This window comes from Xanthomonas sp. NCPPB 3582, from assembly GCF_041475735.2.
Lineage (GTDB): Bacteria > Pseudomonadota > Gammaproteobacteria > Xanthomonadales > Xanthomonadaceae > Xanthomonas > Xanthomonas codiaei.
In genome coordinates this window covers 754,098-777,035 of the sequence record NZ_CM192968.1, presented here as the reverse complement: position 1 = coordinate 777,035, position 22,938 = coordinate 754,098, and the positions used below count along the sequence as shown (strand labels likewise).

General features: G+C 65.7%; 23 protein-coding genes. 11 read left to right on the top strand and 12 right to left on the bottom strand.

What is annotated here, in order from left to right:
• The first annotated feature begins 15 nt into the window (after positions 1–15).
• Positions 16–2,085 (top strand): M13 family metallopeptidase, encoded by a 2,070-nt coding sequence (locus ACCQ05_RS03285; protein WP_372392924.1) that lies wholly within the window; start codon positions 16–18, stop codon positions 2,083–2,085.
• Between the two features lie 49 nt (positions 2,086–2,134).
• On the opposite strand, the gene ACCQ05_RS03280 is transcribed toward ACCQ05_RS03285, so the two are convergent.
• Positions 2,135–3,067, bottom strand: coding sequence for an oxygenase MpaB family protein (locus tag ACCQ05_RS03280; protein ID WP_372392922.1), 933 nt, complete (start codon positions 3,065–3,067; stop codon positions 2,135–2,137).
• A 371-nt stretch (positions 3,068–3,438) separates the two neighbouring features.
• Between ACCQ05_RS03280 and ACCQ05_RS03275 the strand changes: the two genes are divergently transcribed.
• On the top strand, positions 3,439–4,041 hold the full coding sequence (locus ACCQ05_RS03275; RefSeq protein WP_372392921.1) for a hypothetical protein: 603 nt from the start codon (positions 3,439–3,441) through the stop codon (positions 4,039–4,041).
• Positions 4,042–4,268: 227 nt separating this feature from the next.
• On the opposite strand, the gene ACCQ05_RS03270 is transcribed toward ACCQ05_RS03275, so the two are convergent.
• The 4 genes from ACCQ05_RS03270 to ACCQ05_RS03255 form a co-directional block, all read right to left on the bottom strand.
• Positions 4,269–5,864: an APC family permease gene (locus tag ACCQ05_RS03270; protein WP_372392920.1), complete on the bottom strand. Its 1,596-nt coding sequence runs from the start codon at positions 5,862–5,864 to the stop codon at positions 4,269–4,271.
• 242 nt (positions 5,865–6,106) lie between these two features.
• Positions 6,107–6,478, bottom strand: coding sequence for a hypothetical protein (locus tag ACCQ05_RS03265; RefSeq protein WP_228964656.1), 372 nt, complete (start codon positions 6,476–6,478; stop codon positions 6,107–6,109).
• Between the two features lie 34 nt (positions 6,479–6,512).
• Positions 6,513–7,289 (bottom strand): LytR/AlgR family response regulator transcription factor, encoded by a 777-nt coding sequence (locus ACCQ05_RS03260; RefSeq protein ID WP_372392918.1) that lies wholly within the window; start codon positions 7,287–7,289, stop codon positions 6,513–6,515.
• Positions 7,286–8,584 (bottom strand): sensor histidine kinase, encoded by a 1,299-nt coding sequence (locus ACCQ05_RS03255; protein ID WP_372392917.1) that lies wholly within the window; start codon positions 8,582–8,584, stop codon positions 7,286–7,288. Before ACCQ05_RS03255 ends, ACCQ05_RS03260 begins: the two co-directional genes overlap by 4 nt.
• Positions 8,585–8,862: 278 nt before the next feature.
• Here ACCQ05_RS03255 and ACCQ05_RS03250 point away from each other — a divergent pair, with 278 nt between their 5' ends.
• Positions 8,863–10,080, top strand: a complete 1,218-nt coding sequence (locus ACCQ05_RS03250) for an FAD-dependent oxidoreductase (protein WP_372392916.1) — start codon at positions 8,863–8,865, stop codon at positions 10,078–10,080.
• Positions 10,081–10,092: 12 nt separating this feature from the next.
• Here ACCQ05_RS03250 and ACCQ05_RS03245 read toward each other — a convergent pair whose 3' ends face one another.
• On the bottom strand, positions 10,093–10,287 hold the full coding sequence (locus tag ACCQ05_RS03245) for a hypothetical protein (protein WP_372392915.1): 195 nt from the start codon (positions 10,285–10,287) through the stop codon (positions 10,093–10,095).
• A 425-nt stretch (positions 10,288–10,712) separates the two neighbouring features.
• On the opposite strand from ACCQ05_RS03245, the gene ACCQ05_RS03240 reads away from it, so the two are divergent.
• A complete protein-coding gene (locus tag ACCQ05_RS03240) occupies positions 10,713–11,219 on the top strand; it encodes a YciE/YciF ferroxidase family protein (RefSeq protein ID WP_104541974.1) in 507 nt (168 codons plus the stop codon).
• Between the two features lie 128 nt (positions 11,220–11,347).
• Positions 11,348–12,247, top strand: coding sequence for a manganese catalase family protein (locus ACCQ05_RS03235; RefSeq protein WP_372392914.1), 900 nt, complete (start codon positions 11,348–11,350; stop codon positions 12,245–12,247).
• A gap of 98 nt (positions 12,248–12,345) precedes the next feature.
• Here the strand turns inward: ACCQ05_RS03235 and ACCQ05_RS03230 are convergent, their stop codons facing one another.
• Positions 12,346–12,585, bottom strand: a complete 240-nt coding sequence (locus ACCQ05_RS03230; RefSeq protein WP_372392913.1) for a hypothetical protein — start codon at positions 12,583–12,585, stop codon at positions 12,346–12,348.
• A complete protein-coding gene (locus tag ACCQ05_RS03225; protein ID WP_372392912.1) occupies positions 12,585–13,865 on the bottom strand; it encodes a sigma-54-dependent transcriptional regulator in 1,281 nt (426 codons plus the stop codon). The genes ACCQ05_RS03230 and ACCQ05_RS03225 overlap by 1 nt, the downstream gene beginning before the upstream one ends.
• Positions 13,866–14,387: 522 nt before the next feature.
• Here ACCQ05_RS03225 and ACCQ05_RS03220 point away from each other — a divergent pair.
• The 3 genes from ACCQ05_RS03220 to cydB all read left to right on the top strand — a co-directional run bounded on the left by ACCQ05_RS03220 (position 14,388) and on the right by cydB (position 17,360).
• On the top strand, positions 14,388–14,669 hold the full coding sequence (locus ACCQ05_RS03220; protein ID WP_372392911.1) for a hypothetical protein: 282 nt from the start codon (positions 14,388–14,390) through the stop codon (positions 14,667–14,669).
• 268 nt (positions 14,670–14,937) lie between these two features.
• Complete coding sequence (locus ACCQ05_RS03215) at positions 14,938–16,347, top strand: cytochrome ubiquinol oxidase subunit I (RefSeq protein ID WP_372392910.1); 1,410 nt, start codon at positions 14,938–14,940, stop codon at positions 16,345–16,347.
• Positions 16,338–17,360 carry a cytochrome d ubiquinol oxidase subunit II gene (gene cydB / locus ACCQ05_RS03210; protein WP_372392909.1) on the top strand — a complete coding sequence of 341 codons (1,023 nt, stop codon included), beginning with the start codon at positions 16,338–16,340 and terminating at the stop codon, positions 17,358–17,360. Before ACCQ05_RS03215 ends, cydB begins: the two co-directional genes overlap by 10 nt.
• A gap of 213 nt (positions 17,361–17,573) precedes the next feature.
• On the opposite strand, the gene ACCQ05_RS03205 is transcribed toward cydB, so the two are convergent.
• Both ACCQ05_RS03205 and ACCQ05_RS03200 read right to left on the bottom strand, forming a co-directional pair.
• The gene (locus ACCQ05_RS03205) at positions 17,574–17,759 is read right to left on the bottom strand and encodes a hypothetical protein (RefSeq protein ID WP_372392908.1); all 186 of its coding nucleotides are present in this window, start codon (positions 17,757–17,759) and stop codon (positions 17,574–17,576) included.
• Positions 17,760–17,862: 103 nt separating this feature from the next.
• Positions 17,863–18,504, bottom strand: coding sequence for a DUF6766 family protein (locus ACCQ05_RS03200; RefSeq protein WP_372392907.1), 642 nt, complete (start codon positions 18,502–18,504; stop codon positions 17,863–17,865).
• A gap of 220 nt (positions 18,505–18,724) precedes the next feature.
• Here ACCQ05_RS03200 and ACCQ05_RS03195 point away from each other — a divergent pair, with 220 nt between their 5' ends.
• Positions 18,725–19,591, top strand: a complete 867-nt coding sequence (locus tag ACCQ05_RS03195) for an SDR family oxidoreductase (protein ID WP_372392906.1) — start codon at positions 18,725–18,727, stop codon at positions 19,589–19,591.
• A gap of 252 nt (positions 19,592–19,843) precedes the next feature.
• Here the strand turns inward: ACCQ05_RS03195 and ACCQ05_RS03190 are convergent, their stop codons facing one another.
• The gene (locus tag ACCQ05_RS03190; RefSeq protein WP_372392905.1) at positions 19,844–20,473 is read right to left on the bottom strand and encodes a DUF4142 domain-containing protein; all 630 of its coding nucleotides are present in this window, start codon (positions 20,471–20,473) and stop codon (positions 19,844–19,846) included.
• A 247-nt stretch (positions 20,474–20,720) separates the two neighbouring features.
• Here ACCQ05_RS03190 and ACCQ05_RS03185 point away from each other — a divergent pair, with 247 nt between their 5' ends.
• Positions 20,721–21,884 carry a zinc-dependent alcohol dehydrogenase gene (locus tag ACCQ05_RS03185; RefSeq protein ID WP_372392904.1) on the top strand — a complete coding sequence of 388 codons (1,164 nt, stop codon included), beginning with the start codon at positions 20,721–20,723 and terminating at the stop codon, positions 21,882–21,884.
• A 211-nt stretch (positions 21,885–22,095) separates the two neighbouring features.
• Here ACCQ05_RS03185 and ACCQ05_RS03180 read toward each other — a convergent pair whose 3' ends face one another.
• Complete coding sequence (locus tag ACCQ05_RS03180) at positions 22,096–22,257, bottom strand: hypothetical protein (RefSeq protein ID WP_372392903.1); 162 nt, start codon at positions 22,255–22,257, stop codon at positions 22,096–22,098.
• A gap of 314 nt (positions 22,258–22,571) precedes the next feature.
• On the opposite strand from ACCQ05_RS03180, the gene ACCQ05_RS03175 reads away from it, so the two are divergent.
• Complete coding sequence (locus ACCQ05_RS03175; protein ID WP_372392902.1) at positions 22,572–22,931, top strand: YkgJ family cysteine cluster protein; 360 nt, start codon at positions 22,572–22,574, stop codon at positions 22,929–22,931.
• Positions 22,932–22,938 lie beyond the last annotated feature (7 nt).

Sequence of the window (22,938 nt, the reverse complement as noted above, 5' to 3'; positions counted from 1 at the left end):
GTCCTGATCGCTGCCATGGCTGCCGCGTCCCTGACCACTGCAGCCTGCCACCGCGAGGGCGCCGCGCCCGCCGGCGATACGCATGCCACCCCGCCGCCCAGCGCCCCCAAGCTGGGCCAGTTCGGGTTCGATACCGCAGGCATGGACCGCAGCGTGGCCGCTGGCGACGACTTCTTCGGCCATGCCAATGGGAGCTGGGTCAGGCACACGCAGATTCCCGAGGACCGCGCAAGTTTCAACAGCTTCGTCGGCATCGCCATCGACACCGAACGCCACAGCCGCGACATCATCGAAGGCGCCGCCGCCAACGACCGCGTCACCGGCGAAGACAAGCAGATCGGTGATTACTACGCCGCCTACATGGACGAGGCCAGCATCGAGGCCAAGGGCGTGCATCCGGTACAACCGGAGCTGGAGGCGATTGCGCAACTGGACGACAAGCAGGCGCTGGCGCGGACCCTGGGCGGGCAATTGCGCGCTGACGTGGATCTGCTCAACGCGACCAATTTCCATACCGACCGTCTGTTCGGCCTGTGGGTCTCGCAGGATCTGCACCACCCCGGCCGCTACGTGCCGTATCTGGTGCAGGGCGGCCTGGGCATGCCCGAGCGCAGCTTCTACCTGGACGGCGGGCGCATGGCGCAGCTGCGCGAGGCCTACCGCGCGCATATCGTCAAGTTGCTGGAGCTGGCCGGCATCGACGATGCACAGGCCAGGGCCGAGCGCATCCTGGCGCTTGAAACGGCGATGGCGCGCGTGCATGCCAGCCCCGAGCAGACCAACAACGTCCAGGCCGGTGCGAACGCCTGGAAACAGGCCGATTTTGTCCATCGCGCACCGGGCCTGGACTGGGGCGTGTTCTTCGATGCCGCAGGTCTCAAGGCACAGCAGGATTTCATCGTCTGGCAGCCACAGGCGATCAGCGGGCTGTCGGCGCTGGTGCACTCCGAACCGCTGCAGACCTGGAAGGATTACCTGAGTTTTCGCGCGCTCGATCGCGCCTCGCCGTATCTGTCCAAGGCGTTCGCCGATGAGCGCTTCGCGTTCTACGGCAGCACCCTGGAAGGCACGCCGCAGCAGCGCCAGCGCTGGAAGCGCGGCATCGACGCCACCAACGCCGCCTTGGGCGAAGCGGTGGGCAAGCGCTATGTGCAGAAATACGTCAGCGCGCAGACCAAGGCGCGCGCCGAAGAGATGGTCAAGAACCTGATCGCCGCGTTCGACAAGCGCATCGATGCGCTGGCGTGGATGACACCGCAGACCAAGCAGCACGCCAAGGCCAAGATCGCCGGATTGACGGTGGCGGTGGGCTACCCGGACAGCTGGCGCGACTACAGCGCCCTCGAGGTGCGGCGCGACGATGCGCTGGGCAACGTGGAACGCGCCGGCCTGTTCGAGTACCGCCGCAATCTGGCCAAGCTCGGCAAGGCCGTCGATCACCGCGAGTGGTACATGCTGCCGCAGGAGGTCAACGCGCTGAACGTGCCGCTGGAAAATCGCCTGATCTTCCCCGCCGCGATCCTGCAACCGCCGTTCTTCGACCCGGCCGCCGACGATGCCGTGAACTACGGCGCCATCGGCGCGGTGATCGGCCACGAGATCAGCCACAGCTTCGACAACATGGGCGCCCTGTTCGACGAGCACGGCGAACTCCACAACTGGTGGACGCCACAGGATCTGAAGAAGTTCGAAACCGCCGGCAACGCGCTTGCCGCGCAGTTCGGCGCCTACAAGCCATTCGACGATCTCTCGGTCAACGGCAAGCTGACCCTGGGCGAAAACATCGCCGATGTCGCCGGCCTGGCCACCGCCTACGACGCCTACCAGCTGTCGCTGCAGGGCAAGCAGCCACGGACCATCGACGGCTTCAGCCCGGATCAGCGCTTTTTCCTGGGATTCGCCCAGGCTTGGCGCGGCAAGTACCGCGATGCGGCGCTGCGCAACGCCGTGCTCACCGACGTGCACGCACCCGGCCGCTTCCGCGCGCAGACCGTGCGCAACCTGGACGCCTGGTATCCGGCCTTCGATGTGAAGCAAGGCCAGCAGCTCTATCTGGCACCCGAGCAACGGGTCAGGATCTGGTAGCGATGCGTCGCGGTCTGCGGGGCTGACCACGCAGGCCGTTCGCGACCGGTCACACTCGCGCAGGTGCGGGCCACTCCAGCAACATAGCCGGAGGCAGCTGCATGCGGCGGCAGGCGCGCGCCGACAGGCCATCGCGCAAGGCCGTGCGAAACAGCGGCGACAGGCTGCGCAACACGCGCGCCGACGCGCGCGCCCGTGCGCGCTGGGTCGTGGTGCGGCCGAGCATGTCGCTGGCCCAGGCCGGTAGCAATGCGGTGCCGGCGCCGAGGAAGACGCCGCGCGACAATCCGGCCGCCGGCACCGGCAACTGGATGCTGGTCAGGATGTCGAGTACCTCGCGCGAACGCGCGTCCATGCGCAGTTCGCCGCGCACCGAGGCGAAGTAGGCCTCCACCTGAGCCTCGCTGGCAGGCACCTCGCTGGCGCCCAGCGCTTCGGCCACGCGCCGTGCCTCATCGTAGTAGCGGTCGGCAATGGCCACCGGCACGTCGCGGCAATAGCGACGGCAGCCCTGCAGGAACCCGTAGGCCTCGGTCACATGCACCCAGGTCAGCAACGCAGGATCGTTGGCCTGGTAAGGCACGCCGTCGGCGGTGTGGCCGCGGATCTGCGCATGGATGCGCCGCACGCGCGCGATGAGCTGTTCGGCCTCGGCCTGCGGCGCGTAGGTGGTGCCGGCCACGAAGTTGGTGGTACGGCGCAGCCGCCCGATCAGGTCGGAGCGGAAGTTGGAGTGGTCGTAGACACCGGCCAGCGCGCGCGGGTGCAGCAGTTGCAACATCAAGGCACATAGCCCACCGGACAACATGCCCGGAAACTCCGAATGCACGCGCCAGGTGACGCTGTCGGGCCCGAAGAGGCCGGGGTCGCCCAGCGGCTGGTCGTATTCGATGCTGCTCTGGCCACGCGGAAACGCGCCCAGCACCCAGCGGCGGATCTGTTCGGCGGCGGGGGCGGTGAGCGTGCGTAAAACCGAAGACATGCGGCGATCATACCGGCCCGCCGATGATCCAACCCCATGGATGTGGCGGCCGATCGCCCCTGGCAGGCGCGGCCGAGATGGCGCGCCTGCCGCGTGGCTCGGTGTGCAGTGCAACAAGATCGCCCGCGCACGGCTGGCCCGGTTGTGCACCATGGCCGCCAAACCGCCTGAATTCAGCGTTTTGTGCGCGGCTGCGCAGGATTGCGCGGCCATCGGTTCGCTCCAGGCATTGCCATGCACAGCGAAAGTGCTAGAACTAGGGTCGTCCGACATCCGCCCCGCATCGTACGACGGCGCGTCGGTCGCTCCAGGGCACCAGCCACCACCGGTGCAGCAAGCCGCTCGTACCAGCCATCCGTCAGGAGCTTGTCATGATCGCTTTGTTCCAGGGTTTGGGCCTGCTATTGCAGGACAACGCACTCCATCGGCGCTCCTTCGACGAGCAGGTCGCCTTCTGGCGCGACAAGACCGATGAGCAGCTCGATGCAGAGCTCGATCTGCTCAAGGTGGCCAAGAAGCAGTGGGTCATCGCCTCGATCATCGGCTGGCAGGCGATCTCGCTGGTCCTGCTGGGTGTCATCACCCATCAGCTATGGCAGAACGATTACCACCTGACCTTCAGTCGCGTGGTGATCATCTTCACCTCCTGGGTCTCGATCCTGTTCATCATGTGGTACATCGCCGACCTGTTCGATCACAGCGCAGGCTTCGAGCGCTGGCTGCGCGCCTTCAACAGCCGCGCACGCGTCGCGCCGGATGCCGACTCGGTCGAGTGCGTTGCCGACGCCCTGGACATGGCCCGTCGCTACCCCGAGGTCCTGCGCTACAAGCAGGAAGTGACTTCCAAGCGCGAACTGCGCCACGAGGACATCGTCAACATGCGCGAGATGGGCCGGCTGCGTCGCTATACGGAATTACTGCGCGACCTGGACCGCTTCGATGGCGCGCCACGGCTGGTGGCCAACGCGGGGTAGACGACGCACCACCCCCAAGGTCTGCAGTCAGGCGGGATGTGCGTTGAACAGCGGGTCAGATACACGAACGGCCGGTGCACACGCACCGGCCGTTCGTGTTCGCGTCTTGATCAGAGCCTGGAGAGGCCGCTGTCGCTACATCCGAACTCCCCAGGCCAGTGGATGCAGCGTCGCATCAGGCGCGCACGGCACAACTGCACGCCCGCAGACAGGGACGCCCAAGCCACTCAGGCCCGCGCCACCGCCTGTTCCACCGACGGGGTACGCCAGCCGCTGCGCACGCCCCAGATGTAGAACACCGCGCCGACTGCCGCGACCACCGCCAGGTCGGTACCGTAGCTCAGGTAGCCATGGCCGCCGAAGTCGGTGCTGCCGGCCCACGACACCAATGCGATGGTGGGCAGGTAGCAGATCATCCAGGCCGCGCCCTTGAGGTTGCGGCGCAGGTCCGGCCAGCCCTGCTTGGCCTGGTAGTAGCAGTACACCGGCAGCGCCACCACCATCAGCAGGATGATCTCGCCGGTCAGCGGCCAGCGCGCCCAGTACAGCAGCTCGGTGGCCATCACGAAGGCCACGCCGGCCAGCACCGGCAACGCGGCGATGCGCAACGGGCGATGCAGTTCCGGTGCGTGGCGACGCAGCGCCATCGCGCTGATCGGGCCGGTAAGGTAGGAAATGATGGTCGCCACCGAGATCACCGCCGCCAGCGTGCCCCAGCCGCGGAAGAAGAACAGGAACACGAACGACACCGCCAGGTTGAAGAACATCGCCATGCGCGGCACGCCCCAGACCGGGTGCAGCTTGCCCAGCACGGCCGGCATGGTGCCGTTCTTCTCCATGCCGTAGACCATACGCGCGGTGGTCGCGGTATAGGTGATGCCGGTGCCGCTGGGGCTGACGAACGCATCGATGTACAGCAGCATCGCCAGCCAGTGCAGGTTGACGATGATGGCCAGCTCGGCGAACGGCGAGCGGAAGTCGATGCCGTGCCAGCCGGCCTTGGCCAGCAGGTCCGGCGGCACCGCGCCGATGTAGGCCACCTGCAGGATCACGTAGACCAGCGTGGCCAGCGCGATCGAGCCCAGCACCGCGAACGGGATGCTGCGCCCGGGATTGCGCGCCTCGCCGGCCAGGTTCACCGGGCTCTGGAAGCCATTGAAGCTGAAGACGATGCCGGCGGTGGCCACCGCGGTCAGCACCGCGGCCAGGTCGATCACGTGCGCATCGCCGTGGATGCCGACGCTGAAGTTTTCGCTATGGAAGCCGCTGGCGATCAAGGCCACGCCGGTGGCGGCCGGCACCACCAGCTTGAACACGGTGATCAAGGTATTGGAGCGCGCGAACAGCTTGACGCTCCAGAAGTTCAGGAAGAAGTAAACCAACACCAGCACCGCCGAAATCAGCAGGCCCGGCACCGACAGTTCGCCGGCCCCGCCAGGCGCCTGCACGTACAGCCCTTGCGCCCAGGCCCAGGGCCAGGAGGCCATGTACTGCACCGAGGCCTCGGCTTCGACCGGGATGACCGAGACGATGGCGATCCAGTTGGCCCAGCCGGCGATGAAGCCCACCAGCGAGCCGTGCGAGTAATGGCTGTAGCGCACCATGCCGCCGGACTCGGGAAACATGGCGCCAAGTTCGGCATAGGACAGCGCGATGGTGGTGATGATCGCCGCGCCCAGCACCCAGGCCCAGATCGCACCCGGACCGGCCAGCCCGGCCGCGCGCCAGGCGCCGAACAGCCAGCCAGAACCGATGATCGAGCCCAGGCCGGTGAGCATGAGCGCAAAGGGGCCGACGTCGCGGCGCAACGAATGTTCGGACATGAAGAAGCCTGACAGTGATGGCGCCGTGAATCGGCACAAGCCGGCAATCATCGCAGAAGCGGCCGCTTGCCGTCAGTGCGTATTCAGGCCCATATCTGCGCAGCGGGGACGTCGATCGCCTCGGCAGCCCAGGCTTGCGCGCAGGCGGACAGCACCAGCCGGACGTGGCAGCTTCCCACGATCGCGGCAGTGCAGGTGCAAGCACTGTTGCCTGTCGCCTGTCGCCGCACGATGGACACGTCCTAGCCGTGGCAGTCGGCGCCAGGCGCGGTGGCATCCACGCAGGTGTGCGCGGCCTTGGTCATGCCGCGCAAGGCACGGATCTGGCCCGGCAGCAGCGCGAACTGGTCCAGCGTGCGGCGTGCGCAGCCCGCAGCCGGCGCCCTGCTGCCGACAGCAGCAGCGGGGCATTGCTCTTCGTACACCAGGTAGTGGCACTGGCCGCTGCTGCTGGCCAGGCAATGCACGTTGGTCTCGGTGTCGGTGACCAGGGTCTTGCTGAAGATCACATCGCGCCCATCGCTGATGGCGCGGGTGATCGAGGTGGTGCCGGTGCGTTCGTGGCAGCCGGCCAGGGCCAGCAGGCAATAGATCAGGGAGGCGAGCAGGCGCATGAGGGCAGTCCTTTCAGTCGATGCGAACGGGGGATTACATGCCGCGGAACAGGCTCATGAAGGGCTGGCTGACGGTGAGCGTCTCGCTGCGGCCACGCAGGTGCAGCCGGCCCTTGCCGGTGTCGTCGCGGACCACCGAGGCCACCGCCTTCATGTTGACGATGGTCGAGCGGTGGATCTGCTTGAACACCTGGGGGTCGAGCGCGTCGAGCAACTCGCGCAGCGGGGTGCGCAGCACCGCTTCGCCGGCGGCGGTCATCACCGTGGTGTATTTCTGATCGGCCTGGAAATACGCCACCTCGTCCAGGGCGATCAGGCGCGTCTCGCGGCCGCTGCTGGCGGTCAGCCAGGCCAGCGGCGCCGGCGCATTGGCGGCGGCCGGGCGTGCGGACAGGCGCTGTAGCAAGGCCTCCAGCAGGCCGCCATCGGCCTGGCCGGCGGCGGCGCGTTGCTGCACGCGCTGCCAGGTGGCCTGCAGCCGCTGCCGGCTGATCGGTTTGAGCAGATAGTCCACCGCGCCGTGTTCGAAGGCATCGATGGCGTACTGGTCGTAGGCGGTGACGAACACCACCTGGGTGCGCGGACTGACCTCGCGCATCGCACGCGCCACCTCGATGCCGGTCAGCCCGGGCATGCGGATATCCAGGAACACCACATCCGGTTGCTGGCTGGCGATGGCCTCCAGCGCGGCGGCGCCGTCTTCGCACTCGCCCACCACCTGCAGCTGCGGGCAGACCTCGGCCAGCAGTGCCAGCAACGACTGCCGCAGCAGCGCCTCGTCTTCGGCGATCACCGCACGCAGCGCGCTCATGCCTGCCCCTTTGCGATGGAAACCGCAGCCTCGGGCAACGGCGGCGGTTGCCGCAGCGGGTTGGCAAGCGGCGCCGGCAGCGGCAGGGTGATGGTGGCCGCCACGCCGCTGGGGAAATTGGAGACGATGGCAAAGCTCGCCTGGCCGGCGTAGATCAGCTGCAGGCGCTCGCGCAGATTCTTCAGGCCGATGCCGGTACCATGGCTGTGCGTGTTGAAGCCCTGGCCGTCATCGGCCACGGTGAGCGTGGCCTGGTCGTCGAGACGGCGAGCCAGGATCCACACGGTGCCGCCGCCGGGTTTGGGTTCCAGTCCGTGCTTGATGGCGTTTTCCACCAGGGTCTGCAGCATCATCGACGGCAGGGTCAGGCCGCGCAGTTCGTAGGGCACTTCCACCTGCAGCGCCAACCGCGCGCCCATGCGGATGCGCAGGATCTCCAGGTAGGCCTGGGTGCGTTCGAGTTCCTCGCCCAGGGTGGAGGTGGCATCGTCGGCGCTGGGCAGCGAGCGGCGCAGGTACTGGATCAAGTGCCCGATCATGATGTCGGCACGCGGCGGATCGGTCCGCGCCAGCACCTGCGCGCTGGCCAGCGTGTTGTAGAGGAAATGCGGCTCCACCTGGGCATGCAGAAGGTTCAGCCGCGCCACCGCCAGCTCCTTCTCCATCACCGATTGCTCCACCGCCGCCTGCTCGTCGCGGCGTTGTTCGCCAACCCGGCGTACCACTGCGCGGTTGATCGCCTCGGCGTTCTCGTAGTTGCTGCCTTCGTCGACCGCAAACAGATCCACCCACGCACCGGCATCGGGCTCGCACAACACGGTGACGCTGCTGGTGCCCTGCCCCGGGGTGATCGTCGCCAGCACCTGGTTGTGGGTGATGGCAAAGCGCGCGAACAGATTCCAGCGCGAGGGCTTGCGGCCTTCGTATGGGTCGATGCGACGCACCCGTGCGCGGATCAGCAGGCTGCCCGGCGCGCACTCGATGTCCTGCACGCGCGGCAGCGCACGCACCGCCTCTTCCACCACCGCGAAACTGGCCCGCGCTTCCAGCGGCACTTCGATCTGACGCCGCTGGCGGGTAGACAAGGTGTCGTGATCCAACCGCCCGGCGATCAGGCGCACGCGCCGCACATGGGTGATCGCGCTCATCAGGGCCAGCGTCAGCAGCACGATGCACACCAGCCCGAAGAACGCACCGGTCGAGCCGAACAGCTGCGCCCACATGATCGCCGCCACCACCAATGCGCCAGCCCAGGCGAACACGAGACGCACGATCAGAAAGACGCTGGCAGACACGGACAAGGCGCTCGTTGAGTGGACGGGAGCGAGCATAGCCGCCGCGCGTGGCGACGACAGCCCCAGGCGACGAATGGCCGCCGACACGACCCCAAATGCCGGATTCGACGGACGAACCCGGCCAGACCTGGCAGCAGTTGCGGTTGCGGCGTCGCGCTGGCCATCGTCCCTGGCCAGCGCGACCATGTCGCCAGTGATGGCAGTACCATCGGCGTCCGCCATGAGCGCGCAGTCACCCGACGACAGCCTGGCCATCCATCCACCATCCCGGGAATCGCATGCACCGACGTCATTTCCTGCACAGCGCCGGGCTTGCGCTCGCGGCTGCTTCGACCGCCAGCTGGGCCGCCGCCGGCAAGACCGGCACCGCAGCGTCCACAGCCTTGCCCGCGTCTTCGCCGCCGGATGCGTTGTCCGCTCGCTTCGCCGCAGCGCCGCCGCTGGTGCCGATGCGTGCGTCGGTCGATCGCATCATCGCCATCGACGGCTGCACCCGGCCGTTCCACGCGCAAGGCCCGCGCATCGAGGCCGAACGCATCGGCCGCAAGACGGTGGTGCACAACTACGGGCACGGCGGCAGCGGCTGGTCGCTGTCGTGGGGCGCCGCAGAACATGCACTGCGGCTGGTGCGCGCCGCCGATGCCGACGCCCGCGAGCTGGCGGTGATCGGCTGCGGCGCGATCGGCCTGACCACGGCGGTGGTGGCGCAACGCGCCGGCCTGCGCGTGCGTATCTATGCGCGCGAGCGCCTGCCGGACGTGCGCTCGTTCTACGCCACCGGGGTGTGGTCGCCGGATTCGCGCGTGTGCACCAGCGCGTACGCCGACGCCGATTTCAAGACACGCTGGGAAGAGATGGCGCGGATCTCCTTTCGCCGCTACCAGACCCTGCTCGGCCTGCCCGGCGAGCCGATCGAATGGCGCGATGGCTACGTGTTGTCGGACCTGCCGTTCGATCAACCGATCGCATCGGCCGAAGCGCACGAACCGGACTACCCACCGCTGGAACGCACGCTGCTGCGCGATCTTGGCCCCCGTTCGCAGCCACTGGCAGCCGGCAGCCATCCATTCCCGGTGCCGTTCGTGCGCCGCTATGGCCAGCTGACCTTCAACATCAGCGCCTACGCGCGCCTGCTGCTGCAGGACTTCCTGCAGGCCGGCGGCGAACTGTACACGCGCAGTTTCGAACACCCGCGCCAGTTCGGTCAGTTGCACGAAAAGATCCTGGTCAATGCCACCGGCTACGGCGCGCGCGCCCTGCTCGGCGATACGAGCGTGATCCCGGTGCGCGGGCAGACCGCACGCCTGATCCCGCAACCGGAGGTCACCTATGGGCTGGTCTGGCGCGGCCACAACCTCAACGTGGTGCCGCGTCGCGATGGATTGCTGGTGCAATCGCAAGGTGCCCACGATTTCGACAATGCCGATGCCATGCCCGACCGCGCCGCCAGCGAAGCGGCCGTGCGCGAACTGGCGCGTCTGTTCCCGGCCAGCTGAGTCGCCGCGCCCCTAGCGGTCTTCCAGCGAGGCCTGCAGCGCGCGGGCCACTGCCGCATCGCCGCTGACCAGCTCGTCCCAGCGCAGGCTCACGCCCTTGCGTCTGCCTTTTTCCACGAGTTTCAGGCCATGCGGATCGATGACCAGCGTGTAGACCTGCTCGCCGAGATGAAGTGCGCGGCGTAACGGTTTATCCAAGGGTGTCATGCAGTGTCTCGCGTCTGCCGGTGATGCGGTGTTGTAACGCATCCGCGCGTTGGCATGCAGCCACTCGTTGCAATGCAGCTGCGCGGCCGTTGGCATGCGCGTTACCTGGCGGCATATCGAATCGTCACCGCTTGCGTTCGTTGGACGACACGCGAGTGCGGCTGCGCTACGGCACAGGCCGTTGTCGCGTCGGGATCACCCGATGCACCGATCCCGCTAACACCTGCGACGCTAGCTTGGCGATCACGCAGCACCGCCTTGCAGGCGCGCCGCTCCGTCGCAGCAGACCGCGACAGTTGCGTCCACATCGCAGTGCCGCCGGCAATTACGTACGCGTTGGTTGCAACGCGATCGGCAAAACGGTGCCCCCGCGCCTGTGGGGACGCCATTACCACCAACCTCTCTGCCCATTCCAGGAGCCACCCATGGCGATCAAGACCGTCGAAGAATTATTCATTCACGAGCTGTCGGATATCTACAGCGCCGAGAAACAGCTCACCAAGTCGCTGCCGCGCCTGGCCCGCGCCGCCACCGAGCCGAAGTTGAAGGACGCATTCGAAACCCATCTGGAAGAGACCCAGGGCCAGATCGAACGCATCGACCAGGTGGTGGAGCTGCTCGGCATCAAGCTCAAACGCATCAAGTGTGCGGCGATGGAAGGCCTGGTGGAAGAAAGCCGCGAAGTCATCGATGAAATCGAGGCCGGCCCGGTACGCGATGCGGCGCTGATCGGCGGCGCACAAAAGGTGGAGCACTACGAGATCGCCTCCTACGGCACCATCGCCGCCATGGCCAAGCAGCTGGGCTATGCCGATGCGCTGCCGCTGTTGCTGGCCACGCTGGAAGAAGAAAAAGCCACCGACGAAAAGCTGACCCTGCTCGCCGAACAGGGCGGCAACCAGAAAGCCGCCAAGGCCCGCAAGGCGGCCTGATGCATCCCGCAGGGCGCAACGCCCTGCACTGGCCCGCACTCCGTGCGGGTCTCTCAGCCAATGCCCCCATGTGTCTGCACGCTCACCGAGTCGTCGTAGTTGCCGGGCGCCAGCCAAGGAACATCTTCATGTTCATGCATAACAAGCGTTTGATGTACACCGTGCGTGTTGCCGAGCCCAATCCGGAGCTGGCCACGTTGATGCTGGAGCAGTTCGGTGGGCCACAGGGCGAACTCGCCGCCGCCATGCGCTATTTCACCCAGGCGCTGGGCGAAAGCGATCCAGGCCGCAAGGACCTGTTGTTCGATATCGCCACCGAGGAACTCAGCCACCTGGAGATCATCGGTTCCATCATCGCCATGCTCAATCAGGGTCCCAAGGCGGTGCTGTCCGAAGGCATGGAAGAAGCGATGGACATGCGTCGCATGACCCAGAACAGCACCAGCCACACCCAGCAGATTCTCCACGGCGGTGGCCCGGCGTTGGTGAACTCTTCCGGAGCGCCGTGGACGGCCGCGTATGTGGATTCGATTGGCTGCCCGACTGCCGACATGCGCTCCAACATCGCCGCCGAAGCGCGCGCCAAGCTCGTGTACGAGCGCCTGATCACGGTGACCAACGATCCCGGCATCGTCGATGCGCTGCGTTTCTTGATGACACGCGAAGTGGCGCATCAAAAATCCTTCGAAAAGGCGTTGTACGCGATCGAGCCGAACTTCCCGCCGGGCAAGTTGCCGGGCGACCCGCGCTTCACCGATACGTACTACAACATGTCGCAAGGGGAAGGCGATGCGGTCGGCCCCTGGAATACCGGCGAGCAGTGGGAGATGGTGGCCGATCGCGATGCACAGGCAGCCGTGGATGGCGGGGATGGAACGGCATCGGTCAAGCTCGATGCATCGCAGGCCAAGGCCGTCGCGGCCATGTCGCAGCGGCTGCTGTCCAACCCGGAGCTGGACCGTGTCACTGGCGCGGATCTGGGCGCAGGACCGGGCGCCGGTTCCACCACCGGCGATATCCAGCGCTGACTCGAGTTGGACGCCTCGGCGTCCACCTTGCGCAGGCACCGGTACCACTTCTCAGCCGCCCGGGCGTGGTCGAACCACGCCGGCGTCGGCACCTGGCCTCAGCTGCCGATGGCGTCCTTTGGCGCGGTGTCTGCGGGCGTGTGCATGGCTTGCTCCAAGGCGCGCTCTTGCTCACCCAGCTGGTTGAGCAGAGCCGTTGCCGATTGATGCGCATTGCGCAGCGTTTCCATGGGTTTGGAGCTGTCGCCGCGCAGGGCATACAGCGCAAAGCCCATCACATTGAGCCGGTTGCGCAGCTGATGCAGCAGTTCGTGCCGCTCGGTCGGTGCGTCAGCCACTACGCATCCTTGTCGCTGAGCCGGTTGTGCAGCGTACGCACGCTGATGCCCAACTCGCGCGCGGCCGCCTTCTTGTTGAAGCGCGTCCGTGCCAATGCCGATTCGATCATGGCGTCCTCGGCCTGGCGCATGGTCCAGCCGGCAGGAATCAGCAAGCCGTCTTCGGCGGCCTGAGGCACGGTCTGCTCCACATCCGGTGCGCTCAGCAGATCGCCATCCGAACGCAGATACAGATAATGGATGAACGAGCGCAGCTCGCGCACGTTGCCCGGCCATGCGTGATAGGCCAGGTAGCGCAGCAGCGATTTGGTCGGCAGCTTGCGCTTGCCGTACTTGACGTTGAGTTCGTCGATGGCGCGCAGGCCCAGCACGCGTGCATCGCCGCGGCGTTCGCGCAGCGGCGGCACCTGGATCGGGTACTCGTTGAGGCGGTAGAACAGATCCTCGCGCAGTACGGCCTGCTCGCGTTGCACATGCTGATGGGTGGCGGCGACCACGCGCGCGTCCAGCGGGATTTCTTCGTTGCCACCAACCCGCATGAAGCTGCGCGACTCGATCGCACGCAGCAGGTAGACCTGCAGGCGCTTGGGCATCTCGCCGATTTCGTCCAGGAACAGCGTGCCGCCGGCTGCCTGTTCCAGAAATCCGGCATGCCGGCGATCGGCGCCGGTGAAGCTGCCACGCTCATGGCCGAACAGCTGGCTGGCCAGCAATTCTTCCGGAATCGCACCGCAATTGACCGGCACGAAACGGCCGCGACGGCCGGACACCCGATGGATGGCACGCGCGACCAGGTCCTTGCCGGTCCCGGTTTCGCCGGTCACCAGCACATTCAGGTCGGTTGGCGCCACGCGGACGATGTCCTTGCGCAGGAGCGCGATGCTGTCGCTATTGCCGATGATGCCCAGGTTGCCCTGCTGCGCTTCGCGCAGGCCGCCGAGCACACGCTCCAGGCGCTCCGGTGCGAAGGGCTTGGTCAGGAACTCGCTGACGCCGAACTGCTGCGCGCGCCCCTGGGTTTCATAGGCATAGTCGCCCGACACCACCACGATCTGCGGGGTGTGATCCGGGTCCAGCCGTTCGATCAGGTCGAAGCCGCTGCCATCGGGCAGACCGACATCCACCACCAGCAAATCCGGGAAGTTGCTGTCCAGCCAACGGCTGGCTTCGCCCAGGGTGTGGATGCCCTTGGCGCGGAAGCCGCTATCGGTGGCCAGTTCCACCACCTGATCGCAGAACTCCACGTCGTCGTCGATGATGGCGCAGGAAAGACGGTCCATGAGCGCTTCTGTCCGCAATGACTAGTACATGTTCAGTTGAGAATTGTGACGGCCGCGCGAAAGCGCGCTGACATGTCACCACAAGTATGGATGCGCACGCATCGTGCCGAGGATTGGGACGGCGCTCTACCCCCTAGTCGAGCTCGCCGTGTGGACGGTGCTCGCAGTACGCACGGCCGGCCTGCAATTTGCCAGTGCCAAGCGTCATGGTCGGGCTCGGCAACCGTATCGGGACTGTCGAAACGCCAAACAGCGCAAGGTTTTGCGTGTTTTCGGTCCGGTTTTTTTCGGTGAACCCGGTTGTACCGGCACCAACGGACCAGCTCGCTGTACTGCTGCGTTGCAACCACGATGTCGTTGGCCAGGCGTCGGGCCAGCGGCGCGATATCGCAGGGCAACCCGATATCGGAGCGGTGCCAACAGCCTACGTGCCGAATGTGCAGAGCGCGTGCACATCGCGCTCACGGCGTCGTTCTTCCGGTGGGCCGACACTCGCGAAAAAGCGACCGAGCGCGGTGCCCCATGCAAGCAGTGACCGTTTATCGTCAGGCCGATGTACAGGACGAGCTGGACTACTGGCGTCAGGAGCATCGACGCGGCCAGCTGGGCTATCACAAATTCGAGGGGATTCCGGAGCAAACGGTGCGCGCCGCATGCGAGGCCTTCAACGCGCACCCGCAACTCAGCGAGCAGGACGCCATCCAACGGGTGCGCCGGTCGCTGTGCCTGACCCCTGGCACGATGCACGCGCAGCTTGCCGACTGGCTGGCCCCGCGTTGCCTGCGGCATCTGCGTGCGGTCTAGCTTGGCATGGCGCCGATGCGGCGCATGCCAGTGCCTGGCAGGCATGCGAGCCGAAATGCATGGGTCTGCAGCTGGGACGGTGTATCGGGTCACGCTTTTGTGCGCGGTCTGCGCGCACGCTTGAAGCCGCCAGGGCGAGCGAGGGCCGCCTGTCCTGCGCGCCTGGGCGCAGGCGACCTGACCATTGGGGTTGCCAGTACCGCTTGGTCGCTGCGGCACCGACGCAGCCTTCGCCACCGTACGCGCACTCACTCCCCGGGAGATCCACGTGGAAGCGCTGCTGCTGTCCCGCATCCAGTTCGCCTTCGTCATCTCGTTTCATGTGCTGTTCCCGGCCTTCACCATCGGGCTGGCGAACTTCCTGGGCTTTCTGGAATGGCGGTGGCTGCGCACACACGATGAGGCCTGGAAGCGGCTGTACTTCTTCTGGCTGCGGATCTTCGCCGTGTCATTCGGCATGGGCGTGGTCAGCGGCATCGTGATGGCGTTCCAGTTCGGCGCGAACTGGCCGGAGCTCAGCCGCATCGCCGGCAGCGTGATCGGGCCGCTGCTGAGCTACGAAGTGCTCACCGCGTTCTTCCTGGAAGCCAGCTTCCTGGGCGTGATGCTGTTCGGCTGGGGCCGGGTCTCGGAACGGCTGCACTTCTTCGCCACCTGCATGGTGGCGATCGGCACCCTGGTGTCCACCTTCTGGATCCTGTCGTCCAACAGCTGGCTGCATACGCCGCAGGGCTACACCATGGTCGAGGGGATCGTGCAGCCGGTGAGCTGGGCACAGATCGTCTTCAATCCCTCGTTTCCGTATCGCCTGGTGCATATGGCGCTGGGCTCGTTCATCACCACCTGCTTTGTGATCGGTGGCGTCGGTGCCTACTACCTGCGCAAGGGCGTGCATGTGGATGCGGCCGGGCGCATGTTGCGGCTGGCGGTGGCCTTTGCAGCCATCGTGCTGCCGATCCAGATCCTGGCGGGCGACCAGCACGGTTTGAACACGCTCCAACATCAGCCGCTCAAGGTGGCGGCGATGGAAGCGCATTGGCATGGCGCCGCTGCCGGTACCGGCGTGCCGCTGGTGGTCTTTGCGCTGCCCAATGCCGAGGCCGAGCGCAACGACTACGAGGTGGCCATCCCGCGCCTGGGCAGCCTGATCCTGACCCACAGCATCGACGGCGACATCACCCCGTTGACCTCGGTGCCGCGCGATCGGCGGCCTCCGGTGGCGCCAGTGTTCTTTGCATTCCGCATCATGGTCGGCCTGGGCATGGCGATGTTGCTGCTGGCCTGGCTGTCTGCCCTGGCGTGGTGGCGGGGCCGATTGCATGCGCGAATGCTGGTTCTGGCCTGGAATGCCATGCTGCCGGCCGGCTTTATTGCGCTGGTGGCCGGCTGGTTCGTCACCGAGATCGGCCGCCAGCCGTGGGTGATCTACGGCTTGCTGCGCACGGCCGATGCGGTGGGCCCGCAATCGACGGTGACCGTTGCGGTGTCCCTGCTGGTGTATGTGCTGGGCTATGCCTTCGTGTTCGGTTTCGGCATCTGGTATCTGACCAAACTGGTCCGCACCGGCCCGCAGGCCAGCCGCGAGGGGCCGGACGTGGCCGGCGGCGAACATACGCCGGCACGTCCGTTGTCGGCCGCCGATACTTCCCTGGAACAGGAGAATCCACCATGGAACTGAGCTACTGGTTGCCGGTGGTGTGGTTCGGGGTGATCGGCTTCGGCGTGCTGATGTACGTGGTGCTGGATGGCTTCGTGCTCGGGCTGGGCATGCTGGCGCCGTTTGCCCGCGACGAGCAGGAAGTGGACCTGATGATGAACACGGCCGCGCCGATCTGGGACGGTAACGAGACCTGGCTGGTCCTTGGCGGCGCAGGCCTGTTCGCCGCCTTCCCGGCCGCCTATGCGGTGATCCTGTCGGGGCTGTACTTGCCGGTGTTGCTGATGGTGATGGCGCTGGTGTTTCGCGGCGTGGCGTTCGAATTCCGCTTCAAGGCGCATCGGTCGCGGCGGCTGTGGACGCTTTCCTTCATCGGCGGGTCGATCCTGACCGCATTCGCGCAAGGCATCATCCTGGGCGCCCTGGTGGAAGGAATGCCGCTGGAAAATGGCCGCTATACCGGCGGCGTGTTCGGCTGGTTCAGCCCGTTCACCATTCTCACCGGTGCGGCGCTGGTATTCGGCTATGCGTTGCTTGGCAGCACCTGGTTGATCCTCAAGACCGACGGCCGCACCCATGCGCTGGCGCGGCAGCTGACCAAGCCGCTGGTTGGCGTGGTGGTGACCTTCCTTGTCCTGGTCAGCGCCTGGTTGCCGTTTCTGAGCTCGCACGTGATGGCACGCTGGTTCGAGCGCGGCAACTTCTGGTGGCTGTCGCCGATACCGCTGATCACCGCCGCGGTGGCCCTTGCATTGTGGCGCAGCAGCGATCGCTCGCGCAGCGACGCCTCGCCGTTCTTGTTGACGTTGGCGATCTTCGTGCTGGGCTTCATCGGCCTGGTCCTGGGCATGTGGCCGTATCTGGTGCCACCGAGCTTCACGATCTGGCAGGCCGCTTCGCCGCCTTCATCGCAGGTCTTCCCGATGGTGGGGCTGATCGTGTTATTGCCGCTGGTGCTTGGTTACACCGTCTGGTCATACCGCGTGTTCCGCGGCAAGATCGCCGCCGACGTCGGGTACCACCATCATCATTGAATGCAACCTGCGATGACGGCAATGGCCGGCAATGCTGCGGGCGGCGGCGTGGACGGCCTGCCTGCAGACAGACACACGGCACTGGCCGAACTAACGCCGATCGCTCAATCGCATCCATCGCATGCCCAAGCTCTGTGCATGACCTTGTCTCGACCTCTGCAGCTGGGGGAGCGCCCGCGTTCGTAGGCTTCCCCTGCAAGTTGGCCGATCGCCTCAGCGCTTCTCGGAGCCATCCGGCCGTTCGTAGTCGTTCTCTGGATCGGCCTTGTTGACGCCGCGGTCCTCGTCGGGCATGTCGTGCACCTTCCAGTCGGCGCGTTCGTTGCGCTGCTCCTGCGGAATGAACGGCTTGTCCTGATCGGATTCGGGACCCCATGGCTTCTTCGGTTCGCTTCCCATTGCGTTCTCCTGTGCTGTCGATGCCCCACGCTAGGCCGGCGCGCATTGCACGGCGGTGAACGATGCCGTGCGATGGCGTGAATGCCGCACGCACCGCGATCGCTCAACTGCCGGTCTGCGTATGCGGAGCCTGCACCGGCTTGGACTGCGGCGAGCCCTTCTGCCGCAGCCAGATGGTCAGCACGACCAGCGACAACACCGCCAGAAACTCGCTCTGCCAGTTCTGCATCGATTCGAACCAGAAGCCGGCATCGGTGACGTGGTCGAGCACGCTGATCGGGGGCAGCCCTTTGTGCATGCGCTCCAGCAGCTCCAGGCGCCAGCTTCCGATCAGGTGCAGCACAAAGCTCATCAGGAACAGCGCGCCGAAGGCGATCGCCAGCGAGTGCTCGTAGAGGCGCAACCACCAGCCGCCGGCGCGCACCGGCCAAGGGACCGCGCCCGGACGAATCCGCTCTTGCTCTTCCCCGGCATCGAGCGGGCGCGACTCTGCCGAACCGGCCTGACGCAGCTTGACCGTCAGCAGTACATACATCCCCATCTGCAGGAATTCGCTCTCCCAGTTCTCGAACAGAGCGGACATGAAATGCGGGCTATGCAGATACGCTGCCAGGTGCAGCGCAGGCAGCCCCTGCTCGGCGAGCTCCTGGTTATAGGCATGCAGCCCGGCGTAGATCTGCGCCCCGATCAACAGCAGGGTCAGCGCGAGCAGGCACAACGACAGCCCATTGCGACGCAGGAACATGGCAGGCCCTCTCCGGACAGGAAGGGCAGTATCGAACGTCGCCGGCGGCGGCCGCATGAAATTCGCAGGTATCGACCGCATGCGCCTCGTGCCTGCGTGCGGAGAGAGTTGGCCATCTGGCGCGCAGCACACATGCCGGCGACACGACCTAGCCCGGACGTTGACGTATGCATGCGCACACTCGAGCCCATTCCCGCGCTTCACACCCCAGGAGACGACCATGCCCGTACCCAACTACCCGCGCCCACCCTTCAAGCCGCAACAGCAAAGCTTCCCCGGCAAGACCGAACGCATGGACCCGCGCCCGGACCATGGCGAGGACAGCTATGTCGGGCATGGCCAGTTGAAGGGCAAGCGTGCATTGATCACCGGCGGCGACAGCGGCATCGGTGCGGCTGTGGCGATCGCGTACGCGCGCGAGGGCGCGGACGTGGCCATCGCCTACCTTCCTGCCGAGCAGGAGGACGCCGCCAAGATTGGCGCACTGATCGAGAAGGCTGGCGTCAAGGCGCTGCTGGTGGGCTGCGACATCAGCGACGAGCATCAGGCCCAGTCGCTGATCGATCAGGTGCAAGCTGCCTTTGGCGGCCTCGACATCCTGGTCAACAACGCTGCGTACCAGGCTTATTACCAGAGCTTTGAGGACATCACGCTGGACGAGTGGCGCAAGACCTTCGACACCAATGTCCACGCAGCCTTCAACCTGGTGCGGTTATCGGTGCCGCTGATGACCGATGGCGGCTCCATCATCAACACCGCGTCGGTGCAGTCCAAGAAACCGACGCCGAATATCCTGCCTTATGCGGCCACCAAGGGGGCACTGGCCAACCTGACCATCGGCCTGGCCGGTGTGCTGGCCGACAAGCACATCCGGGTCAACGCGGTGCTGCCCGGCCCGATCTGGACGCCCTTCATTCCGGCGGGCATGGACGAAGAGTCGGTACAGAACTTCGGTGAGCAGACCCCGATGGGACGTCCGGGCCAGCCGGTGGAACTGGCGTCGGCCTACGTCATGTTGGCAGCCGATACCGCCAGCTATACCTCCGGAACCTTGTTGACCATTGCCGGCGGCGCAGTGACGTTGTAGGTCGCGTCCAACGCGCATCGCCTCGACGAGGCCCGCTTCGCCTTCAGGCGCAGCGGGCCTTTGCATCTTCCAACGCGACGCGTTTCACTCACGCATCGCCTGGACCGGGTCACCTGGACAAACAGTGCAAGATGGACGGCGATTGGTGAAAGTGAATTGGTGAAAGTGAATCGCCAACGCTGCGGGAGGGGTCATCGGTACGATCGCCCCTCCCCACCCGAGCTCTCTCGACGACCTGGATGCTGCAGCTGATCAATGCGGCTGGGTTTGCTTCGCGCGCAGTGCCTTGGCGTGCTCCAGATGCTCGGCAATGGTGGTGCGCATACGCTGCAGTTCCTTGCCGAGATCGCTGGAGCCGGGTTCGCTGCTAAGCTGCGTATCCAGCAGGGACAGCGCGCGCTCGTGACTGGCGACGCTGGTCTGCAGATACTGGGTCTGGAAGGCCTGGCCATGCAGCTGTTCGAGCTGTTTGCGCGTGCCTTCCGAACGTGCTGCCGCAGCCTGGGCCTGTGTGCCAGCGCGATCGGGTGCGAATCGGCTGAGGTCGGTCAATGCCGCACTGTGCGCCTCATCCATTTTGCGGGCGAATTCCAGCAGCGGCCCATCCACGCCCTTGCCTACCGCCAATTGGGCCAGGGTGCGTTCCTGCTCGTTGAAGATCGACAGCACACCGAGTGCCTGCTGACGGTCGCTGCCTGCACCACCGGTGGTACGCAGCGGGTCGCCATGCGGCGGCGTGGTGCCACGGGCAGTGACGGCCTGATGATCCTGCAGGACAGCCTGGGTGTTCGGCACCTGGCTGGTCTGGTCCTGACGACGCTGCCACGCTTTATAGGCCACGTAGCCCACGGCACCTGCAGTCACCATTCTGAGAAGTCCCATCGTTGTCTCCTGTCTGATCGCCCCGAGGCGTCGAATGTGAGTGGTTGGAAGTGCGTTGCCGGCAACAGCGACGCGCCTTGCGAGGGTGCGAGTGCAGGAGTTATCCAGACGTGACCTGGACATCAACGCTGCGTCGCTACGGCCACCGCGTGCACATCGCACGCACGCCGCCCATCGCTCGGCTTAACGCATAGCTGCGAACACTGCCCGACATCGCCGTGACTGCAACGGCTTCTCGGAGTTCGCCATGCTTGCCCTCAACTACCACGGCTCACGCGACGTACGGGTCGAGACCGTCCCCGACCCCGTGCTGGTCGAACGTGACGATGTGATCCTGCGCGTGACTGCCACCGCCATCTGTGGCTCGGACCTGCATCTGTATCGCGGCAAGATTCCGGATCTACGGCAAGGCGATATTCTCGGCCACGAGTTCATGGGCATCGTCGAAGACGTCGGCCCGGATGTCACCGCGGTCAGGCGTGGCGACCGTGTGGTGATTCCGTTCGTGGTGGCGTGCGGACAATGCTTCCATTGCATGCTGCAGGAGTTCTCTGCCTGCGAAACCACCAACACCGGCAAGGGCGCCGCGTTGAACCACAAGGACATCCGCCCGCCCGCAGCCCTGTTCGGCTTCAGTCACCTGTACGGCGGCCTCTCCGGCGGCCAGGCAGAGTACGTCCGCGTTCCCAAGGCCAATGTCGGGCCATTGGTGGTGCCCGACGCGCTACACGATGAGCAGGTGCTGTTCCTGTCGGACATTTTGCCGACCGGATATCAGGCGGTGATCGATGGCGGCGTCAAGCAGGGGTCGACGGTGGCTATCTTTGGCGCGGGACCGGTTGGCCTGATGGCCGCGGCGTGCTGCAGGATGCTGGGTGCCGAGCGCATCTTCATGGTTGATCGCCACGCGTATCGGCTGGACTTCGCGTCCAAGGCATACGGCGTCATCCCCATCAACTTCGACGAGATCGACGATCCGGCCGACGTGATCGGTTCGCAGACCGATGGCCGCGGAGTGGATGTCAGTATCGAGGCGGTCGGATTCGAAGCCGAGGGCAGCACGATCGAAACTGCGCTAACCAACCTGAAGCTGGAAGGCAGCAGCGGCGTGGCCATTCGCCAGTGCATCGCGGCCACCCGCCGCTGTGGCGTGGTCAGCGTGCCGGGCGTCTATGCAGGCTTCATCCATGCCTTCATGTTCGGCGATGCGTTCGACAAGGGCCTGAGCTTCAAGATGGGTCAGACCCACGTGCAGAAGCACATGCCGTATCTGCTGGAGCGTATCGGCAATGGAGAACTCAAACCCAGTGCCATCATTTCGCACCGCATGTCGTTGTCCGACGCAGCGCGCGGCTACGACATTTTCGACAAGAAGCAGGACGATTGCCGCAAGGTGGTGCTGACGCCGTAAGGCCCTGCGCTACTGCATCGCGCGCGGAAGCTGGCGTCGGTGCAGTAGCGGCCATGAGGTGTCCTGGCCTGTTGGCCTCCAGTCTTACGCAGTTGCCGACCGTAAGAAGTCCTCCCGCTGCGGCGGCGAGATGCAGGCGGGCATTGTCGCCGCCCGCTGCCCCGCAACAGTCATCGGCGCACGCACGATCTCGCTGTACGCATTCCCATCGTCAGTCCAGCGGTTTGGCGGGCACGAACGGTGAGACAGGATCGCTGGCCGGAAACGTTTCTTCCACCGCCTCGTCCTGCAATGCATCCTGCTTGGCGTGGTCGTCCTGGGTTTGCTCCTGCGCGCCGTGGGGTACACGGGTGTCGGTGCGATACGTGGTCATGGCGATCTCCTGGATGGTGCCGATGCATCACACGCTACGGCGCAGAAACGACGGCAGAGGTGAATCCTGCCTTCGCATCGATACGACAAAGCCAACGCATACAGGCAGGCACTTCAACGGTTGCCTGCCGATCGCCGGTTCACCGCGTGCCGCACTTTTTGCTGATTGCGCGCCGGTCAGCTCTTGATGATCCGCCCCACACGCGCGACGGCGATCACCATCGACGAACCTGCGCATCGTGCTGACGCAAGGGCAAATGCGACGCAACTGCACGCCTTGGCGCCAGCGCCGCTTCACATCGCGACGCATCCGGGGTGTATGGTGCAAAGGCACCCCGGCCCCGGCGTGCCCTCCCTCTACCTGGCCTTCCCATCAAGACTCTCTGCGAACGCTGCGATGCCGTCTGTTGCCGGCTCACCGTCATGGTCGATCCCTCCGACCGCATCCCACACCATCTGACCAGCGTGACGCCGGAGGGCTGGCACGTGATGGCGCGCGACGAGGAAGGCTGGTGCGTGGCCATCGATGCGGCACGCATGTGTTGTTCGATCTACGACACGCGCCCGGCAATCTGCCGGCGTTTCGTCATGTCCGGCCCCTATTGCCGCGACGTGCGTGCCACCTACGACGATCAACGCCGGCGGGGCATTCCCTTGACGCTGTACAACGCATGAGGATTCG

Excerpts from the sequence above, each read along its gene's own strand:
- ACCQ05_RS03265 (WP_228964656.1), bottom strand. The coding sequence starts at position 6,478 with ATGCGCCTGCTCGCCTCCCTGATCTATTGCCTGCTGGCCCTGGCCGGC.
- ACCQ05_RS03225 (WP_372392912.1), bottom strand. The coding sequence starts at position 13,865 with ATGGACCGTCTTTCCTGCGCCATCATCGACGACGACGTGGAGTTCTGC.
- ACCQ05_RS03250 (WP_372392916.1), top strand. The coding sequence starts at position 8,863 with ATGCACCGACGTCATTTCCTGCACAGCGCCGGGCTTGCGCTCGCGGCT.
- ACCQ05_RS03200 (WP_372392907.1), bottom strand. The coding sequence starts at position 18,504 with ATGTTCCTGCGTCGCAATGGGCTGTCGTTGTGCCTGCTCGCGCTGACC.
- ACCQ05_RS03240 (WP_104541974.1), top strand. The coding sequence starts at position 10,713 with ATGGCGATCAAGACCGTCGAAGAATTATTCATTCACGAGCTGTCGGAT.
- ACCQ05_RS03280 (WP_372392922.1), bottom strand. The coding sequence starts at position 3,067 with ATGTCTTCGGTTTTACGCACGCTCACCGCCCCCGCCGCCGAACAGATC.
- ACCQ05_RS03205 (WP_372392908.1), bottom strand. The coding sequence starts at position 17,759 with ATGGGAAGCGAACCGAAGAAGCCATGGGGTCCCGAATCCGATCAGGAC.
- ACCQ05_RS03245 (WP_372392915.1), bottom strand. The coding sequence starts at position 10,287 with ATGACACCCTTGGATAAACCGTTACGCCGCGCACTTCATCTCGGCGAG.
- ACCQ05_RS03260 (WP_372392918.1), bottom strand. The coding sequence starts at position 7,289 with ATGAGCGCGCTGCGTGCGGTGATCGCCGAAGACGAGGCGCTGCTGCGG.
- ACCQ05_RS03235 (WP_372392914.1), top strand. The coding sequence starts at position 11,348 with ATGTTCATGCATAACAAGCGTTTGATGTACACCGTGCGTGTTGCCGAG.
- ACCQ05_RS03285 (WP_372392924.1), top strand. The coding sequence starts at position 16 with ATGGCTGCCGCGTCCCTGACCACTGCAGCCTGCCACCGCGAGGGCGCC.
- ACCQ05_RS03185 (WP_372392904.1), top strand. The coding sequence starts at position 20,721 with ATGCTTGCCCTCAACTACCACGGCTCACGCGACGTACGGGTCGAGACC.
- ACCQ05_RS03270 (WP_372392920.1), bottom strand. The coding sequence starts at position 5,864 with ATGTCCGAACATTCGTTGCGCCGCGACGTCGGCCCCTTTGCGCTCATG.
- ACCQ05_RS03180 (WP_372392903.1), bottom strand. The coding sequence starts at position 22,257 with ATGACCACGTATCGCACCGACACCCGTGTACCCCACGGCGCGCAGGAG.
- cydB (WP_372392909.1), top strand. The coding sequence starts at position 16,338 with ATGGAACTGAGCTACTGGTTGCCGGTGGTGTGGTTCGGGGTGATCGGC.
- ACCQ05_RS03275 (WP_372392921.1), top strand. The coding sequence starts at position 3,439 with ATGATCGCTTTGTTCCAGGGTTTGGGCCTGCTATTGCAGGACAACGCA.
- ACCQ05_RS03220 (WP_372392911.1), top strand. The coding sequence starts at position 14,388 with ATGCAAGCAGTGACCGTTTATCGTCAGGCCGATGTACAGGACGAGCTG.
- ACCQ05_RS03190 (WP_372392905.1), bottom strand. The coding sequence starts at position 20,473 with ATGGGACTTCTCAGAATGGTGACTGCAGGTGCCGTGGGCTACGTGGCC.
- ACCQ05_RS03195 (WP_372392906.1), top strand. The coding sequence starts at position 18,725 with ATGCCCGTACCCAACTACCCGCGCCCACCCTTCAAGCCGCAACAGCAA.